Genomic DNA, 17,171 nt, shown 5'->3' with positions numbered 1-17,171 from the left:
GAGGTCACGGCCGCAGCACGACCTTGATGACGCCGTCCTGCTTGTCGCGGAACTTCTGGTACATCTCGGGCGCATCCTCGAGGCTGGCTGGGTGCGTCACGACGAAGCTCGGGTCGATATCGCCTGCCTCGATCCGCGCGAGCAGCGGCTTGGTATAGGCCTGGACGTGCGTCTGGCCGGTCTTGATCGTCAGGCCCTTGTTCATCATCGCGCCGATCGGGATCTTGTCACCCATCCCGACATAGACGCCGGGGATAGAGATCGTGCCACCCATCCGGCAGCTCATGATGGCCTCGCGCAGGACGTGCACGCGGTCGGTCGCGAGGAAGGTCGCCGCCTTCACCTTGTCGATCACCGCGTCCATCGCGCCATGACCCGACGCCTCGGCACCGACTGCATCGATGCAGCTGTCCGGACCGCGACCCTTGGTGCGGAACTGGAGTTCGTCATAGACGCTGTCGACTTCGGCGAAGTTGATCGTCTCCGCACCGCCGGCCTCGGCCATGGCGAGACGCTCGGACACCTCATCGATCGCGATCACGCGGCCCGCGCCCAACATCAGCGCCGAGCGAATCGCAAACTGGCCGACCGGACCACAGCCCCAGATCGCCACGGTATCGCCAGGCTCGATCTGCGCATTCTCGGCGGCCATGTAGCCGGTCGGGAAGATGTCGGAGAGGAACAGCGCCTGCTCGTCGGTGACGCTGTCGGGCACCTTGATCGGGCCGATATCGGCCATCGGCACGCGCAGATACTCGGCCTGGCCGCCGCAATAGCCGCCCAGCATGTGGCTGAACCCGAACAGGCCGGCGGGCGAATGGCCCATCGCCTTGATCGCCATCTCCGAGTTCGGATTGGTCCGCTCGCAGGCCGAGAACAGCCCCTTGCGACAGAAGAAGCAATCACCGCAACTGATCGTGAACGGCACGACGACGCGGTCGCCAATCTTCAGATTGGTAACTTCGGAGCCCCAGTGCGACGACGACGCCCATGTTCTCGTGGCCGAGAATATCGCCCGCCTGCATCGTCGGCTGATATCCATCGAGCAGATGAAGGTCGGACCCGCAGATCGCGCAGGCCGTAACCTTGATGATTGCATCGCGGGGATGCTTGATCTCGGGATCCGCAACAGTATCGACCCGAACATCGCCTTTTCCATGCCAAACCAGTGCGCGCATCAGAATGTCTCCGTCATAGAATTATAGTATAGTACTCACGCTTGGCACGGCATCTCGACAGGGATGAGTCGGCAATGGCGCAGATGCCGCCAGACCATCACCAACCTTGTGCAATGTCGCGTGAACCTTCGACTGCCACGCCTCTACGTCGCGACAGTCAGCGTCAGCGTATCCTGGGGAGTATAGCGAACCTGACGCCATCATCGTTCCTAGCGAGCACCAATATCTGCCTTTTTATATTTTGTGCTGATTGGCATCAGTATTGATCGGTTTGAACGAAAGCGCGATCGAATGACTAAAATCCATGGATCGTAATAACTTGCCGCAATAGATTGTTCGCGAATGTCGGTTCCGTTGCGATGGCGCTGCGATCGATTGCTCTTCTTGCCGAGGAAGGCATTGTTGAGTTTGCACAAGCTGGCGTCGATTTGCAGCCTGGACCGTCAGGGCTCTACCGCACGCCGCTCATGTCGTTCTACTGCCACGATATCGCCAGTGCGGCGGCGGCGGGCGCACGATGGAGCGGCCTCGCGACAACGTCGGTTCTGCGGACATCGTTCTGAATGCAGGGGCTACGACCCTGTGGGCAGCGCCCGCGCCGACGCGGAGCGAGTAATCCCCATGGCCGCTTCGGCGTCCTGCAGCACAAGCGCTACATCGACAGCAGCGAACAGGCTTTGCGCGAACTCTGACGATCGCTGCCGGCTGGCGAAGTCATTCTCGCCCGTCATTGCTAGTCACCGGGCAGTTTTGCCAAATATCGGCCGTTAAGCTCTGTTCGGCGTAGCCCTGGAACCAGACGCCCGTTCATCTTAGGCAAGAACGTGTCTTCGTTCGGAAATCATGCCCCCGGTGAGCGGCTCGACCATGCTGCCAGCCGGTGTGGGAGTCGCGGAGTTCATTCACCTTGATATCAGTAAAACTAATAGTATTCGGCAGATGCAGTATTACAGTTAAACATATCAAAAAGCGAGAATATGTAAAAAGGTACTGGTAAGGTCGGTCTTACATGAGTTTTTGCGATGGTGTAGCAAGGCTAAGTTCCGAGTCTGAACACTGGCATCGGGATGGTGAGGGGGCGGACATGTACGACTATCTGGCAGTCGACATCGACTATCTGGCTAATTGGGAAACCGGCGCGCGCAAGCAGCATGCCCTCTACATCTCCGGAACGACTCTGCTAGGCTGGGTGAAGACCGCTGCCGAGGACGCGCTTTCGACTGCTGCTGGTATCGCCGGCGCCGGAACGGATAGTGATCCTTATCAACTTGGCGGCATCGCGAGTTGGATCGGGGCGTGGAAAATCAGCCGGACCGCGCAGGCCCGCCATATCTATTATACGATTGCCGGCCGAAAAATTCAAAAAATCGCGAGGGGCGGCATCAAGCCGGGAGGGTTCGCCGATGGCTTCTACGTGCGCGACACGGGCTTTTCCGGGACCGATCCGACCGAGGGGAATATCTGGAACCGCACGGACGGCGCGAGTTACCGCGAGTTCGGCAAGTTTATCGATCAGGGCAACACCATTTCCGCGATGGAGGGCGTGGTCTGGTCGCAGCGCCTGACGTCCACCCTGCGCACCATCCTGAAGGGCAAGACAGGGGCGCACGGCCCCGCGCGCGTGCAGGCGCCCACGACGATGGGCAAGGGCGCGCGGTGGTCTCCCGTCGATCCTACCAGTCCCAATGGCACCCCCCAAACGCTGAGCAAGACAGCGGCGCGCGGCGTGGAAAAAGCCGACATCAATTCCGCACTGCCGATGTTGTCGGCAGCGATGTTTCTGGCCGAGCCCTCTCGCAACACGCGGGCATGGGTGATCGGGCTGATGATGCTCGACTTAATCGGCACCGAATATATGGCGGCCACAGCCACGCAGAATGCCCGCCACCTGACGCTGCAACGCGCCTTTGCCAATCCAAAGCGGCTGACCGGCGGTTGGCTGGCAGATTCCAACACGGCTCTCGACCAAGCGCCACTGAACTGGGTTACTGCGCAGTCGAAAGGGAATCCCAAGGAGAAGGCCAAGACGATCACCAAGATGGGGGCGGTCGGCAGCCCCGCGGTCGAGGGCCTGTACCCGCCGTCGCCCAAATGGTCCGGCCGGACGAAGCAGGCGATTGACCTCGCCAACGATTATATCCAGCAGAAGGAAATCGGCATCGTCGCGCCTTGGCTGGCGGCGGAATTCAACCGCTATGTCGGCCGGCCGGTGTTCGTGTCGCCACAGACGGGCGGTTCGGGAACTCGTCTGGATGCCATGACCGCGGATTTCGGCGGCGAGAGCGCGATGAAGGGCTTCGGCCGCGAGTTGGAGGCGATCATGAAGCAGATGATCGCCAAGCGCGCGACGTCGTTCGACACGCCAGGCATGTTGTTTCGCTGACCGGGTTGGCCGCCGAAGCCAACGTCTGGAGGCGTGGCGTCCCGCAATAGAAGGTCACCGAATCGAAATGCGTGTTCATCGCGGCAATGCCGGCCCGTCGTGATCGGTGATCGCATCGATAACGGTGCGGTGGTACCGCAGAATTTGGTGGTGCCGCTTCCGCGCTAGCTGCGTGGTCGTACGCGGAGCTTGGCGACTGCTATCGACTCCTCGAACGGGCGGACGATGCCGAAAAACAGCGTATTACCGTTAGTGCGCCCGATCGTCTGGCGAAAGGAGATGGCAAGCAGCGCTATCGCCGGCAGGTCGGTAGCTGTCGGGAGCGATCCAGCTCATCCATATTGTAGTCAACTGGATGCGTTTGCAGATCGAGGCCGCTTCCAGCCTGCAGCAACGTGACTTGATCGTTGACATGACCGGCCTCGCGCCGTTTACCCGAGATGCTAGCATGCCGCCCGTCCGAACTTTACCGGTATGCATAACGACATGTTCAGGTTCGTCGGTTTAGTGTGACCACGTCGATGCAGGACAATATTCGAGGACGATTGATGCGCGCACTCCGGGTTTCCCGCCTGTTTCTATCCAGTATCGCCGCCAGCATCCTCGTCCCGGCACCGGTCGCCGCAAGCTCGCCCGAACTCGTCGGGCTCGAGCACGCGTTGACCCAGCTGGTCGCGCAACGCTCCGGTGACTATGGCATCGCCGCGCTCGACCTGCGCGATGGCTCGACCGTTTCAATCAACGGGAATACCCCTTTTCCGATGGCGAGCACGGTCAAGATCGCGATCGCCGCCGCCTATCTCGCCGAGGTCGATCAAGGTCGACGCTCTCTCGGTGACATGATCATGGGCCGTCCTGCCGCCAAGGTCATGGATCTGATGATCATCCGCAGCGACAACCAGGCGACCGATCAGCTGCTTGCCGCTCTCGGCGGCCCCGCCGCGATCCAGCAGTGGCTGTTGTCGCTGCAGATACCGGGCATCCGGATGGACCGGACCATAGCCCAGCTGCTTCGCGAGCGCGGCCACCTTGCCGACAGCAAGGATGTCGCCACGCCGGTCGCCATGGTCACGCTGTTGAACAAGCTCGACAACGGCTCGGTACTGACGGCGCAAAGCCGCAATTTTCTCTTCGAGCTGATGAGCCGATGCGCGACGGGCACACGGCGTATCCGCGCTCTCCTTCCCGCTGGTACGCGGGTCGAGGACAAGACCGGCACGCTTGACGGTATCACCAACGATGTCGGGTTCATTACCATGCCCGATGGTCGCCGCGTGGCGGTCGCGGTGTTCGCGCGCGGTGGACGTGATCGCCAGCCTGTCATCGCCGAGGTCGCACGCGTAATCTATGACCGCTTTGCAGATAGCGTCCGCAACGCGCTCTCGCTGTTCATGCGAATGCAGTGAGCCTGGGTTAGCGGATTGCGCCGAACGTAGAGTATTGCGCGTTCGTTATGCGCGCCGTTCCGCGGACGGTTCGATCCGTTCCATACGGCCGGCGCCTGATGCTTCTGCTTCCTAGGCTGTCAGGCCCGCAGCCTTGGTGCGTAGCGCGCGCCGGATCAGCACGAAACCGGGCACTAGCGGCAGCCACAGCGTAAAGACGCGCAGCAGCAACGTCGCCGCCAGCGACGCCTCGACCGGCACCCCCATCAACGCCAGCATCCCCGTCGCACCCGCCTCGAACGTGCCGAGTCCGAGCGGGATCGGGCCGAGCGTCGCGATCATCGATGCGGTCATCACCGCGACGAACGCGACCGGGAAGCCGACCGGCTGACCAAGCGCGAGGAAGCACACCATCAGGCTGACGGCATCGGCGAGGAAGACCAGGCCGTTCACGCTCGCGACGCGAAGGATCAGCCGGCGGTCGACCAGCAACCGCCTGGGTGCCTCGCCGACGATACCGATGAGTGCGCGGATGCTCGCGAAACGGGCGAGCGTCGGGGAGACGGGGCGCCGCCCGCGCCGCCGGGTCCACAGCGCCAGCCCGGGAATCGCGGTCGCGACGGCGAGGAACACCAGCACGAAGCCGGCGATCCAGATCGACGCCAGCCCCTCGATCCACAGCACCGTCAGCATCGCGAGCGCGCAAACCCCGTACGCCGCGTAGAAGCCGATCATCGCCATCAGCAGCGTGGCGACTGCGTTGCCGCGCCTGACGCCGAGCGCGGTGAGGCGGTCGACCAGGAACATGTTGCCGCCCATGCCAGCGACCGGGATGACCTGGTCGGCGAACAGCTTGCCGACCGCGATCGGATAGAGCCGGCGCAGAGGTTGCGGCGTGTCGGTCTGGTGCAGCACGATCCCCCAGCCCGCCGCGACGCTCGCATAGGTGGTCGCCTGCAAGCCCAGCGCGACCAGCAGCCAGCCGGGGCGCGCGTTCTCGAGCATCGTCGCGAACGCGTGGAGATCGCCGATCCGCAGCACCGCGCCGACGACGATCGCGATCACCGCGAGGCCCAGCACACAGCCGATATGGTGCAACGCCCCGCGCCAGAGTGCCGCCAGGCTCATTCAGCGGCGCGCGCGTTTGGTGGGGCGGTGATCGAACAGAAACGTCTTGAGCAGTTCGGCCAGTACCAGATAGGCGAGCGTGATGCCGCCGATGCTCGCCACTACGACGAGCGGCGGCGCGACGAAGCCGAACCAGTCGCCGACCGAGGTGAACGGCAACACCATCGCAACCAACAGTGCCCCCAGCGACGACAGCGCGAGCGCGAGCCGCGGCAGGTCTGCCCATGGCCGCCCGTTGGTGCGGATCACGAAGATCACCAGGATCTGCGTCGCCATCGATTCGAGGAACCAGGCGGTGCGGAACTCAGGCGCGGCGACGTGAAAGACGAGCGAGAGCCCCGCGAAGGTCAACAGGTCGAACGCTGACGACAGCGGACCCATCACCGCGGCGAAGCGGATCAGCGCGGGCATGCTCCACACCTGTGGCCGCGCCACCGCCTCGGCGCGGACGCCGTCGAACGGAATGCCGATCTCCGACACGTCGTAGAGCAGGTTGTTGAGCAGGATCTGCGTCGGCAGCATCGGCAGGAAGGGCAGGAACAGCGATGCGGCGGCCATCGACAGCATGTTGCCGAAGTTCGAGCTCGCCCCCATCCGGACGTACTTCAGGATATTGGCGAACGTCCGCCGCCCTTCCTCGACACCGTCCGCGACCACGCCGAGATCGCTGTCGAGCATGATCATGTCGGCCGACGCCTGCGCGACGCTGGCCGCGCCGGCGACAGACAGGCCGATATCGGCGAGTTTCAGCGCGGGCGCGTCGTTGATCCCGTCGCCGAGATAGCCGACGATCGCGCCGCTCGCCTGGAGCGCGCGTACCAGCCGTGCCTTCTGGTCGGGGGCGAGGCGGCCATAGGCGTCGACGTTGCGGACCTGCACGGCGAGTGCGTCGTCGCTGAGCTTGGCGATGTCGGTGCCGGACAGCACGCGCGAGGTGGCGAGGCCGACCAGTCCGGCGAGGCGGCCGACCACCACGGGGTCGTCGCCCGACAGGATCTTGAGCCGGATGCCCGCCGCTTGCAGGCGTGCGACGGCAGCGGGGGCGGTTGCCTTGGGCGGGTCGGCGAATGCGCAGAGCCCGGCATAGACGAGGTTGGTTTCGTCGTCCCGGGTCGGCGCATGTGTCGGGCCGGTCCAGGGGCGGGAGGCGATCGCAATGGCGCGCAGGCCTTGTTCGGCGAGCGCGCGGACCTGCGCTAGGATCGCGGCTTGGTCGACCTCGCTCAAATTGCAGCCGGCGAGCACGGCCTCGGGCGCGCCCTTGGTGATCAGGATCGTGCCGCCTGCACCCGTCGCCAGCACAGTCCCGAGCCGCCGGTCGAAATCGAAGACGCTCTGCGCGGCGAGCGTCCAGTCCTTCGCGGCGTCCGGCGATGCGGTCACCAACGCCGTATCGAGCGCGCCACGATCGCCGCCGAACGCTGCGGCCATTGCCCCCAACCGCGCGGCTTCGGGATCGTCGATACCCGTGGCACCGATGCTCCGCGCCAGGCTGATCTGCGCCGAGGTGAGCGTGCCGGTCTTGTCGGTGCACAAAATGGTCATCGCGCCTAGATCGTGGATCGACGCGAGCCGCTTCACGATCACCTTGCGCTTCGCCATCCGCATCGCGCCGCGCGACAGCGTGACGGTGGTGATCATCGGCAGCAGCTCGGGCGTGAGTCCCACCGCAAGCGCGACCGCGAACAGCAGCGATTGGAGCAGCGGCCGCCCTAGGAAGATGCTCGCCGTCAGCACGACCACCACCAGCGCCAGCGTCAGCCGCGTCGTCAGCAGGCCGTACGCATGGAGATCGCGCTCGAATGGGGAGGGGGCGGCGGCGGTCGCCAGCGCGGCGGCCGCCGAGCCGAACAGCGTGGCGCGGCCGGTGCCTACGACCAGAGCGGTCGCCGTCCCCGTCTGCGCGATCGCCCCGCGGAACAGCGCGTTCGACGCTTCCGCGGGGGTCGTCGCGGTGACGAGGCCGGCGCGTTTGTCGACTGGATAAGGCTCGCCGGTCAGCGCGGCTTCGTTGGCGGTGAACGCAGTGCTGTCGAGGATCAGCGCGTCGGCGGGGATGATGTCGCCTGCGCGGACCTCGACGATGTCGCCGGGCACCACCGCCTCGATCGCGACTGCGACGAACGCGCCGTCGCGGCGAACGCGCGCGGAGACTGCGACCGACTGGCGCAGGATCGCTGCGGCGTGGACCGCTTGCCCCTCCTGATAGGTGTCGAGCAGGACCGAGAAGCCGAGGATCACGACAATGATCGACCCGCCAACCGCATCGCCCGTCGCCGCTGACACCAGCCCGGCGGCGAGCAGGATCAGCGACAACGGCTCTAGCAGACGTCGCGCGATCGCCCGTGCGGGGCCGGGGTGCGTTTCCGCGCTGTCGCTGTTCGGACCATAGCGGGCGAGGCGCTCCGTCGCCTCTGCCGCGCTTAGCCCGTCACGCGACGTTCCGAGATCGGCGAGCAGCGCGTCGGCCGACCGGGTCCAGAACGGCGGTGCGTCCTGAGTCAGGCGACCGGCTCGGCGACCGGGAGTTCGCCGGTCAGCTGTGCATGCGGGGAAGCGTTACTATCGTCGTGGTGGACGGTGATCCGACGAGGCCCGAGCGGTTCGAGTACCAGCTTGGCGCGCTCCATCTCCGCTTCGCTGCCATGCGCCATGACGAGGAAACCGTCGGCCGCGATATCGGTCTCGTAGGTGACGATCGAATCCTCGGGAATGCCGAGACTGGCAAGCGCGGCAACCAGCGCGCCGGTGCCGCCGAGCATGACCGCGCCCTCGATCGCGGTGATCACCGTGGCGGCGAGATGCCCGAGCAGCACGACCCCGCCGACGACGGGGACGGTCGCGTAGAGCCCACCCATGAACAGCCCCCACAGGCCACCCCATAGCGCGCCGCGCGAGCCCCAGAAGCGGATCCGGTCGCCGCTGTTGTAGAAGCCCGTCGCGACCTGATCGCTATGAAAGCCCTTGCCGACGATACTCAACCGCCGCAGCCCGAACCCAGACGCGGCGAGCGCCTTCACCGCGGCATCGGCCTGGGCATGGTCGTCGAACACGGCGACGATCGAATGGCTGAACTTCATGGCAAGGTCCTCGGTTGGGGAGCGTTGCCAAACCGTACGATCGGGGTGGAGCGGCACCAGAATCGGGAACTACCTAACGCGGGTCTCGCGATCGGCGCAGGAGTGCAGCTATCAACCGCGGTCGATCGAGGTGGCGATTGCGATCGACAGCGGGGCACCGTCGCTGGCGACCGTCGTCATCGATGGCCTAATATCTGCTCCGAGACGGACGGGTAATGCGTGAATAGGGGCGGTTGCCCGCCCCTACCACCGCTTCAGTCGTGGTGCATGCCGCCCTTGGCAGGATCGCAGCAATCCGCAGCCTGGGCTTTTGCGCCATCCTTGCAGCAGTCTGCGCCGTCCTTGCAGCAGGCCATGTCGGCGCAGCAATTTGCGACCGCGGCAAATGCGCCGGTTGACAGCGTAAGGGCGAGAGCGGTGCTGATGAGCTTGAACTTGGTCATAATAGTCTCCGAAAATATGCGCGTGTGAGATTGGTTTCACACGGTTTGCGGAGGGGGCGTCGCGGGTGCGCTGGTAAGGCCGAACAGGCCGGTATGCGCGACTGCCCATGGTGAGAGCGGCGCGAACGCGATCGGCTCGACATGAGCAACCATCTCGCCGGGGACAGCCGCGCATGGCGTGGCGCAGGCCGACAGCGCGGTCTTTTTTGCCGGACCGTTGATCGGGGTGCTGGCACAATCCATCGTCGTCGACGCGGCGGGCGTCGCAGCCATCGCGATTGTTTCGCACCATGGTCCTAGCCGCACTAGCAGCATCATCGCGAGCATGACGCACGCAGCAACGCGAACACCGTCGAGGAATGACCGAACTCGAAGCGACATATGTGCCTTTTACCGCAGCCGTCTGTTGCGCACAATGCTTGTAATACAGGGTCTTACGACCAAGTAGTACGAGATGCCCGCCGTACCACGCACCACGGGCTATTATATCCGCCTGCGCTATCGATCGGCGTTATGGCGTTGGCGGCGACGGCAATGGCCTGGGTACGCCGATCGATGGCCTTGCCATTCTGCGCTTCGTTGATCGCGATATCGCCCATCCTGCAGGTCAACGCGGTACGATGCCAGTGTTGCTCGCCCGGTCAGACTTAATGGACCGGTACGCTCACCGCCGTTCCCGCATCATGCTCGGTATGAGCTGCATGGGTTTCGAGAAGGCGGCGGGCGCGGTCGATGACGGGTTTGTCGATCAGTTTGCCGTCGACCGCAACCGCACCGAACGCGCCATCGATCGCCGCAAGTACGCGACCCGCCCATGCCACATCCGCTTCCGAGGGAAGGAAGGCCATGTTGACGATACCGACCTGTCGTGGATGGACACAGAGTTTTCCGCCGAACCCGAAGCGCCGGGCGTGGTCGGTGTCGCGGGCCAGCGCAGCGTCGTCGGTGAGGTTGGTCGAGACGCCGTCCACCGGTGCGGCAAGGCTTGCGCTGCGCGAGTGAAGGACGATCTGGGTGCGGACATGGTCGATCTCCGCGCCATCGCCGTCGATCCCGGCGTCGGCCTGAAAATCCACCGTGCCGAACGATAGGCGGGCGAGTCCAGGCGCGGTGACGAGGTCAGCAAGGTTGAGGATCGCCGCAACGGTCTCGACCAGCGCATGGAGCGGCTTGCCACTGGCGACCTCGTGCATCGCGATAAAGTCCGATGCACGCTCGGCTTTGGGCAGCATCAGCCCCGCGACGCCTGGCAACGCCGCGAGTGCACGCACGTCGTCTGCATGCCACTCGGTATCCAGACTGTTGACGCGCACGAAGAAGCGCGGTTCTGTCAGGGCCGCGAGCGCATCGTGGATCGTATCGCGCGCGGCGACTTTGCGGTCGGGGAGGACCGCGTCTTCGAGATCGATCACCACCATGTCCGCGCCGCTCGCGCGCGCCTTTTCGAAACGCTCGGCACGATCGCCGGGGACGAACAGGATACTGCGGGCGGCAATGGTCATGAAAAATCCTCTACAGGCCGGATACGGGATCGCGGCGGAAGGTCTGGGAATAGGAATAGCGGTCCGCGGGATGGGTATTGATCGCCATCTCGACGACCTCGCCGCGCGCGTTGAGATAGTGCCGCGTCAGGCGGAGGCCCGGCGCGCCGGTCTTGGTTTCAAGCAACTCGGCGATCGGCGCGGGGATCGCCACCGCTTCGATATGCTGGCGAACCTCGGCGACGCGCTCGCCGAACTGTTCCTCGATCCGACTAAAGATCGGCACATCGCCGACATCGTCGTCAAGCTTCAGGCTGCGGAACGCGGGGTGGAGATAGATGTCCGAATAGGAGATCGGACTGGTCCCGGCGGCGCGGCGCAGCGCCATGAGATGCAGCCAGGTCTGGCCCGACGTCGCGCCGACTTGTTCGGCGAGCGGTCCGTCCAGCGCGATCGTCTCCCGCGCGATGATCGTGAGGCTGGTTTCGTTGGTGTATTGCTGGAGGTCGGAAAGCCCCTCCATCACCTGTCGGTACGCGGCCGGGCGCGACAGCCCGAGGACGCGCGTGCCGACTCCGGCCTGACGCGAGACCATGCCCGATTGCACGAGCCGCTTGATCGCCTCGCGCACGGTGAAGCGGCTCGCGCCGAACTGGTCGCAGAGCTCGAATTCGGTCGGCAGCAGCGTGCCGATCGGATAGCGCCCATCCTCGATCTCGTTGATCAATGTCTGCGCGAGTTGCAGGTAACGCGGTTGCTGACGAAGCTGGGGCATCGAATATCCATCGGTCGCTTTGTCGGGTGATCCGGACAATAGCTCACCGTTCAATGCCTTGGCGTTCGATGCAAGCGCTGGTGTCACCGTACCGCGCCGCGGGTCCGCAAGGCTGCCACATCGTCGTCGGTATAGCCGAGTGTCGCGAGGATGGCGTCGGTATCCGCACCGAGTGCTGGGGCAGCCTTGTCCGGATGTTCGACGCCGCCCGCGCGGATCGACGAGGCGATGCCGGGCAGGGGGCCACGCTCGGGATGCTGGAAGTCGATGATCCGCTTCGATTCCGCGAGAAACGGATTGTCGAGCGCCTGCTGGACGTCGAGCACCGGCGCGGCCGGCACGCGCCCTTCGAACAACTGCATCCAGTCCGCCGTGGTCCGGGTCGACAACACCGCATCGAGATCGGCGTTGAACGCGGGCCTGTTCTCCAGCCGGGCGGCAAAGGTCGCATAGCGCGGATCGGTCGCCCATTCGGGACGCTCGATCAGCCCGCACAGGACTTCGAAGAACTTCTCCTTGTTGCACATCACGAAGATCCAGCCGTCGCTGGTCGTGTAGAGCTGGCTGGGGGTGAGCGAGGGATGGCTCGATCGCGACGTGCGTTCGACGGTCACGCCGCCGTTCAGATACCATTCGGCGACATAGTTCAGGTTGCCGAGCGCGACGTCGAACAGGCTGACGTCGAGATCGCGGCCGATCCCGCTCGCGCGCGCCGAGACGACGCCAGCGAGGATCGCGAGCGCGGCCGTGGTGCCGGTCATGAAGTCGACGATCGACAGTCCAAAGCGCGCCGGGGGCGTGCCGGGCTCACCGGTCAGCGACAGGTAGCCCGCCTCGGCCTGCATCAGGTAATCATAGCCGGGCCACGCTGCGCGGCTGCCGGTGCGGCCATAGGCGGAGAGGTGGACGCAGGCGATCGCCGGGTTGAACGGCGACAGCGCGGCGTAGTCGAGTCCGAGCTTTGCCGGCAGGTCGCCGCGCAAATTGTTGAACACCACGTCCGATTCCGCGACGAGCTTTTCCAGCACGGCGCGCCCGTCCGCGCTCTTCAGGTCGAGGCCGATGCTGCGCTTGTTGCGGTTGAGCGATTCGTAGAAATGGCTGTCACCTGGGCCGAAGAAATACGGGCCGACGTGACGCCCGATATCGCCGCCGTCCTTATGGTTCTCGATCTTGATGACCTCGGCGCCGAGATCGGCAAGCTGCTGCGTGCCGAACGGCCCGGCGCCATATTGTTCGACTGCTACAATGCGGAGGCCTGCGAGCGGCTGGCTCATGCCGGATTCCGCGCGATGATCTGCTTGGCAATGATGATGCGTTGCAGTTCGTTGGTGCCTTCGCCGATCGTCAGCAAAGGTGCGTCGCGGTAGAGCCGCTCGACGTTATATTCCTTCGAATAGCCGTAGCCGCCGAAGATCCGCATCGCCTCGATCGCATTTTCCAGCCCCGCTTCGGTCGCGAAATACTTCGCCATGCCGGCTTCCATGTCGCAGCGCTCGCCGCGGTCATACGCCTTGGCCGCCGCTTCGGTGAGCAGCCGGGCGGCATAGGTGCGCGTCGTCATTTCGCCGAGTTTCAGCTGGATCGCCTGATGCTCGCAGATCGGCTTGCCGAACGTCTTGCGCGTCTGCGAATAGGCGACCGCTTCGTTTAGCGCCGCCTGCGCGATGCCGACGCCGCGCGCTGCCACGTTGATGCGGCCAAGCTCGAGCCCGCCCAGCACCTGCTTCAGGCCGACGCCTTCGATCCCACCGATCAGCCGGTCGACCGGCACGCGGTACCCGTCGAAGGTCAGCGCGTTGCTGTCGATGCCCTTGTAGCCGAGCTTTTCGAGCTTCTTAGACACGATGAAGCCATCGCCCTTCTCGGCGATCAACAGGCTCATGCCCTTGTGGCGTGGCTCGGCGGCCGTATCGGTCTTGACCAGCAGCAGGATGGTGTTGCCCGAGCCCGAATTGGTGATCCACATCTTGCTGCCGTTGACGACATAGTCGTCGCCGTCGCGTACCGCGGTGGTGCGGATCGCCTGCAGGTCGGTGCCCGCGTCGGGCTCGGTCAGGCCGATGCCGCCGCGCAGTTCGCCGGTTGCGAACTTCGGCAGATAATGATCCTTCTGCGCCTCGGTGCCGCAGCGCTGGACCGTCATCGCCATGATCATGTGGCTGTTGATGATGCCAGCGACCGACATCCACACGGTCGAGATCTTCTCGATGATCCGCGCATAGGTCAGCGTCGAGATTCCGAACCCGCCGAATTCGGGCGCGATCATCAGGCCGAACAGGCCCATCTCCTTCATCGTGTCGACGATCTTCTGCGGGTATTCGTCGTCATGCTCGAGCTGATGGACGAACGGCCTAACATCGGTTTCGAGGAACTTGTCGATCGAATCGAGGATCATGATCTCTTCGTCGGTCATCGCGCCATCGGCGGCGATCGAGTTTGCCAGGGTCATACGGATACTCCTTGAGGGGCAGTGGCGCCGGCGAGGATGTCGCCGAGCGCGGAAGCGGGGTGCCGGTCCATGTCGAGCACGGCGGCGCGGATGTGCGCGGCGCGCGTCGCGTCGACCGTGCGCGCGGCGTTCTCGAAATATTTGGCGTCGATGTCGGCGTTGCTGAGCGGCCGGTCGGACGCACCACGGTTGATCGCCTCGCGGTGGCGCAGCATCCGGCCGTCGTTGGTCTCGACGATGACTTCGCCGGTGAAGTGCTTGGGATAATCGCTGTCCGGGTCGATCGCGTACTCGACGCGCGTCGCCAGATCGAGCACCGCCGGGTCGTTCAGCGCCGATGGATCGAGCGCATCGAGCGTGAACTTGCCCGTCAGCAGCGCAGTCGCGACCGTGTAGGGGATCGAGAATTGCGCGTCGTAGCCGGTGCGCGGCGTCCGCTTGGGGGGGGCGGGCTCGCAGACGATCGGGATGACCGCCTCGGGCACCAGCACGATGACCTTGGCGATGTCGGCGGCGGTCAGGTCGTATTCCGTGCGCAACGCGATCGCCGCATCGATCGCGGCATGCGTCATGTGGCACGCGGGAAGCGGCTTCACCGACACCGCCTCGATCTCCCAGGTCTCGCCGAGCGCTTCGGTCGCCTGCGCGAGCAGGGCAGGGGCGGCGTCTCGCAGATACAGCGCATACAGACCGAAGCGGCCTTCATACGCAGCTGGCGGTCCGACGAAGCCGCGCTTGGCAAGCGCGGCCGCGGTCAGTGCCGAGCTCGCCGCCCAGCCGGGATGCAGGCGCTTGGTCCACGCACCGTCGGCAAGGAATTCGAGGCTGCCGCCGGCCATCGACAGCACGATCCCCTGCGCCATTGCGATCTGCTGCGCGTCCAGCCCGAGCAACCTGCCGGCGGCGAGCGTCGATCCGAATGCACCGATCAACCCGGTCGGGTGGAAGCCGAAGGAGTGGAACCCGCCCGCGCCGACGGCGGCGACCCGCGTCGAGACCTCCATCGCTGCGATATACGCGACAAGCAGGTCGGCGCCCGAGACGCCCGCCTTGTCCGCTGCAACGAGTGCTGTCGGGAAGGCGCTGACGGTCGCATGGATGATGCCGCGCGAATGCGTATCGTCATAGTCGAGGCCGTGCGTGACGAGCCCGTTCATCAGCGCCGCGTCGCGCATCGCCAGCGTACGGCCATAGCCGAGTACCGGCGCCGTGCCGCTGCCGAGATCGCCCGCGGCGGCAAAGCTCGCTTCGGCCCAAGGCGCACCGACCGCTGCGAGCCCGGTTCCTACCGAATCCAGGATCAGGTGCCGCGCGCGCTCCCGGACCCGCTCGGGAATGGCTTCGATCGTCAGGCCAGTCGCGAAATCGGCGAAGGTTTGCGAGAGCGTCACTTGGTGGCTCCCCCGGTGACCAGCGAGTCGTCGGCGACGTCGTCGAGCGACTGGCCGGTGGTCTCGATGTTCAACAGACCGACCGCGGCGATCATGCAGGCCAGCACCACGCCGACCATGCCGAGCACGCCCTCCAGCCCGAAGCGCTCGAACAGCGCGACGGTGGCATAGGGCGTGACCATCGACGCGGCGCGCCCGCACATGCCCGCAAAACCAGTGCCGCGCAGCCGATAGGCGGTCGGGAACAGCTCGGGGATGTAGGCGAACAGCGCCAGCGTCACGAGCGTGTAGATGCTCGATACGAGCAGGAAGCCCGTCAGTGGCACCATCAGGTCGCCGTGTGCATTCGGGTACAGGAAGCCGAAGATCATGATTGCGACGGCCGCGGCGATCAGCGAGGCGCGACGCGAAATGCGGTCGGCGATGCCGATCGCGACGATCGCACCGAACACGCTGCCGAACGACATCAGCGTCGTGTACCAGAGCGACGTGACGATCCCGGTACCGTGGCTGACCAGGAAGGTCGGCAACCACGCGACGAAGCCATAGACCGAGACGTTGACCGCGATCGCGGCGAGTGTCGCGGCGATCAGGCGGCGGCGCAGTTTGGAGCCAAACAGCGCGCTGAGCGGTGCGTGGACCTTTGGCACGACGCGGACTTCGGGGACGGCGGCGAGGGGGCCCTTGTGCGCGATGACCTCGGCTTCGATCTCGCGCAGCGTCGCCTCGGCCTCTTCGTTGCGACCGACCGACTCTAGCCAGCGCGGCGATTCCGGCATCTTCTTGCGCATCACCCAGACGATCAGCGCAAGGATGCCGCCGATCGCGAACATGTAGCGCCAGCCGAGCGTCGGGATGACGATATAGCCGACCGAGGTCGCGACCAGCAGGCCCGAATTAACGACCATGCCCATGATCGACACCCAGCGACCGCGATAGGCGGGCGGGATGAACTCGCCGAGCGTCCCCGCCGCGACCACCAGCTCGGCACCGAGACCGATACCCATGATGAAGCGGCAGATGATGAGGAACGTCATGTTGGGCGAGAAGATCGCCGCGATCGACGCGAGCCCGAACAGCGCGAGGTTGAACTGGTACGACGCGCGACGCCCGAACCGATCCCCGACATAGCCGGCCATGCCTGCGCCGATCATCATGCCGAGGAACGTCATCGACATGAACACCGCGGCCTGCGCCAGCGTCGAGAAGCCCTCCGCCTTCAGCGCGGCGATGACGCCACCCGCAAGATAGACGTCGAACGCGTCGAGGAACGCGCCCGCGCTGATCAGCCCCAGGATACGCCAGTGGAATCGGGAGATGGGCAGACGGTCTAGCCTGGCTCCTGCGTTGACGGCGATGGTATCGGCCATGGGGCTACCTCTCTTCGGAATGACGACGGGCCGGGTCTTCGTTGGTCGAAGCTCTCGCAGGCCGCGCGGGGGACGTCCGGTCACCATCAAGGGCAACCGATTAAG

General features: G+C 65.0%; 15 protein-coding genes and 1 pseudogene. 3 read left to right on the top strand and 13 right to left on the bottom strand.

Annotated features, from left to right (window positions below):
• Nucleotides 1–4: 4 nt before the first annotated feature.
• A pseudogene (locus tag C8J46_RS06980) lies at nucleotides 5–1,178 on the bottom strand (zinc-dependent alcohol dehydrogenase).
• A 332-nt stretch (nucleotides 1,179–1,510) separates the two neighbouring features.
• On the opposite strand from C8J46_RS06980, the gene C8J46_RS06975 reads away from it, so the two are divergent.
• The 3 genes from C8J46_RS06975 (at nucleotide 1,511) to C8J46_RS06965 (ending at nucleotide 4,967) form a co-directional block, all read left to right on the top strand.
• Nucleotides 1,511–1,741 (top strand): hypothetical protein, encoded by a 231-nt coding sequence (locus C8J46_RS06975; RefSeq protein WP_132736682.1) that lies wholly within the window; start codon nucleotides 1,511–1,513, stop codon nucleotides 1,739–1,741.
• A gap of 521 nt (nucleotides 1,742–2,262) precedes the next feature.
• Nucleotides 2,263–3,561 carry a hypothetical protein gene (locus tag C8J46_RS06970; RefSeq protein ID WP_132736679.1) on the top strand — a complete coding sequence of 433 codons (1,299 nt, stop codon included), beginning with the start codon at nucleotides 2,263–2,265 and terminating at the stop codon, nucleotides 3,559–3,561.
• A gap of 548 nt (nucleotides 3,562–4,109) precedes the next feature.
• Complete coding sequence (locus C8J46_RS06965) at nucleotides 4,110–4,967, top strand: serine hydrolase (RefSeq protein WP_132736676.1); 858 nt, start codon at nucleotides 4,110–4,112, stop codon at nucleotides 4,965–4,967.
• 111 nt (nucleotides 4,968–5,078) lie between these two features.
• Here the strand turns inward: C8J46_RS06965 and C8J46_RS06960 are convergent, their stop codons facing one another.
• From C8J46_RS06960 to C8J46_RS06910, 12 genes are all read right to left on the bottom strand, one after another.
• Nucleotides 5,079–6,074, bottom strand: coding sequence for a lysylphosphatidylglycerol synthase transmembrane domain-containing protein (locus C8J46_RS06960; protein ID WP_132736673.1), 996 nt, complete (start codon nucleotides 6,072–6,074; stop codon nucleotides 5,079–5,081).
• Nucleotides 6,075–8,579, bottom strand: coding sequence for a magnesium-translocating P-type ATPase (gene mgtA / locus C8J46_RS06955; RefSeq protein WP_132736669.1), 2,505 nt, complete (start codon nucleotides 8,577–8,579; stop codon nucleotides 6,075–6,077). It lies immediately after the preceding gene.
• Nucleotides 8,576–9,154: a quinol:electron acceptor oxidoreductase subunit ActD gene (locus C8J46_RS06950; RefSeq protein WP_132736666.1), complete on the bottom strand. Its 579-nt coding sequence runs from the start codon at nucleotides 9,152–9,154 to the stop codon at nucleotides 8,576–8,578. Before C8J46_RS06950 ends, mgtA begins: the two co-directional genes overlap by 4 nt.
• A gap of 254 nt (nucleotides 9,155–9,408) precedes the next feature.
• A complete protein-coding gene (locus tag C8J46_RS06945) occupies nucleotides 9,409–9,597 on the bottom strand; it encodes a hypothetical protein (protein WP_132736663.1) in 189 nt (62 codons plus the stop codon).
• A 36-nt stretch (nucleotides 9,598–9,633) separates the two neighbouring features.
• A complete protein-coding gene (locus tag C8J46_RS06940) occupies nucleotides 9,634–9,924 on the bottom strand; it encodes a hypothetical protein (protein ID WP_165886475.1) in 291 nt (96 codons plus the stop codon).
• Between the two features lie 107 nt (nucleotides 9,925–10,031).
• Complete coding sequence (locus tag C8J46_RS20745) at nucleotides 10,032–10,196, bottom strand: hypothetical protein (protein ID WP_165886474.1); 165 nt, start codon at nucleotides 10,194–10,196, stop codon at nucleotides 10,032–10,034.
• A 48-nt stretch (nucleotides 10,197–10,244) separates the two neighbouring features.
• Nucleotides 10,245–11,099, bottom strand: a complete 855-nt coding sequence (locus C8J46_RS06935; protein WP_132736657.1) for a CoA ester lyase — start codon at nucleotides 11,097–11,099, stop codon at nucleotides 10,245–10,247.
• Nucleotides 11,100–11,109: 10 nt separating this feature from the next.
• Entirely contained in the window at nucleotides 11,110–11,853 is a 744-nt protein-coding gene (locus tag C8J46_RS06930) for a GntR family transcriptional regulator (RefSeq protein ID WP_132736654.1), read from the bottom strand.
• Nucleotides 11,854–11,936: 83 nt separating this feature from the next.
• Nucleotides 11,937–13,130, bottom strand: coding sequence for a CoA transferase (locus tag C8J46_RS06925; protein WP_132736651.1), 1,194 nt, complete (start codon nucleotides 13,128–13,130; stop codon nucleotides 11,937–11,939).
• Nucleotides 13,127–14,305: an acyl-CoA dehydrogenase family protein gene (locus C8J46_RS06920; RefSeq protein ID WP_132736648.1), complete on the bottom strand. Its 1,179-nt coding sequence runs from the start codon at nucleotides 14,303–14,305 to the stop codon at nucleotides 13,127–13,129. Before C8J46_RS06920 ends, C8J46_RS06925 begins: the two co-directional genes overlap by 4 nt.
• A complete protein-coding gene (locus C8J46_RS06915; RefSeq protein ID WP_132736645.1) occupies nucleotides 14,302–15,696 on the bottom strand; it encodes an MmgE/PrpD family protein in 1,395 nt (464 codons plus the stop codon). The genes C8J46_RS06920 and C8J46_RS06915 overlap by 4 nt, the downstream gene beginning before the upstream one ends.
• Nucleotides 15,693–17,066: an MFS transporter gene (locus tag C8J46_RS06910; protein WP_132736642.1), complete on the bottom strand. Its 1,374-nt coding sequence runs from the start codon at nucleotides 17,064–17,066 to the stop codon at nucleotides 15,693–15,695. The genes C8J46_RS06915 and C8J46_RS06910 overlap by 4 nt, the downstream gene beginning before the upstream one ends.
• Nucleotides 17,067–17,171 lie beyond the last annotated feature (105 nt).

The organism is Sphingomonas sp. PP-F2F-A104-K0414 (assembly GCF_004340945.1).
Classification (GTDB): domain Bacteria; phylum Pseudomonadota; class Alphaproteobacteria; order Sphingomonadales; family Sphingomonadaceae; genus Sphingomonas.
This window is presented reverse-complemented; position numbering and strand designations above follow the sequence as displayed.

Bases quoted from the DNA above. Each gene is read 5' to 3' on its own strand.
- C8J46_RS06935 (WP_132736657.1), bottom strand. From the start codon at position 11,099: ATGACCATTGCCGCCCGCAGTATCCTGTTCGTCCCCGGCGATCGTGCC.
- C8J46_RS06910 (WP_132736642.1), bottom strand. From the start codon at position 17,066: ATGGCCGATACCATCGCCGTCAACGCAGGAGCCAGGCTAGACCGTCTG.
- C8J46_RS06965 (WP_132736676.1), top strand. From the start codon at position 4,110: ATGCGCGCACTCCGGGTTTCCCGCCTGTTTCTATCCAGTATCGCCGCC.
- C8J46_RS06920 (WP_132736648.1), bottom strand. From the start codon at position 14,305: ATGACCCTGGCAAACTCGATCGCCGCCGATGGCGCGATGACCGACGAA.
- C8J46_RS06940 (WP_165886475.1), bottom strand. From the start codon at position 9,924: ATGCTCGCGATGATGCTGCTAGTGCGGCTAGGACCATGGTGCGAAACA.
- C8J46_RS06925 (WP_132736651.1), bottom strand. From the start codon at position 13,130: ATGAGCCAGCCGCTCGCAGGCCTCCGCATTGTAGCAGTCGAACAATAT.
- C8J46_RS06945 (WP_132736663.1), bottom strand. From the start codon at position 9,597: ATGACCAAGTTCAAGCTCATCAGCACCGCTCTCGCCCTTACGCTGTCA.
- C8J46_RS06960 (WP_132736673.1), bottom strand. From the start codon at position 6,074: ATGAGCCTGGCGGCACTCTGGCGCGGGGCGTTGCACCATATCGGCTGT.
- C8J46_RS06970 (WP_132736679.1), top strand. From the start codon at position 2,263: ATGTACGACTATCTGGCAGTCGACATCGACTATCTGGCTAATTGGGAA.
- C8J46_RS06950 (WP_132736666.1), bottom strand. From the start codon at position 9,154: ATGAAGTTCAGCCATTCGATCGTCGCCGTGTTCGACGACCATGCCCAG.
- C8J46_RS06930 (WP_132736654.1), bottom strand. From the start codon at position 11,853: ATGCCCCAGCTTCGTCAGCAACCGCGTTACCTGCAACTCGCGCAGACA.
- C8J46_RS20745 (WP_165886474.1), bottom strand. From the start codon at position 10,196: ATGGGCGATATCGCGATCAACGAAGCGCAGAATGGCAAGGCCATCGAT.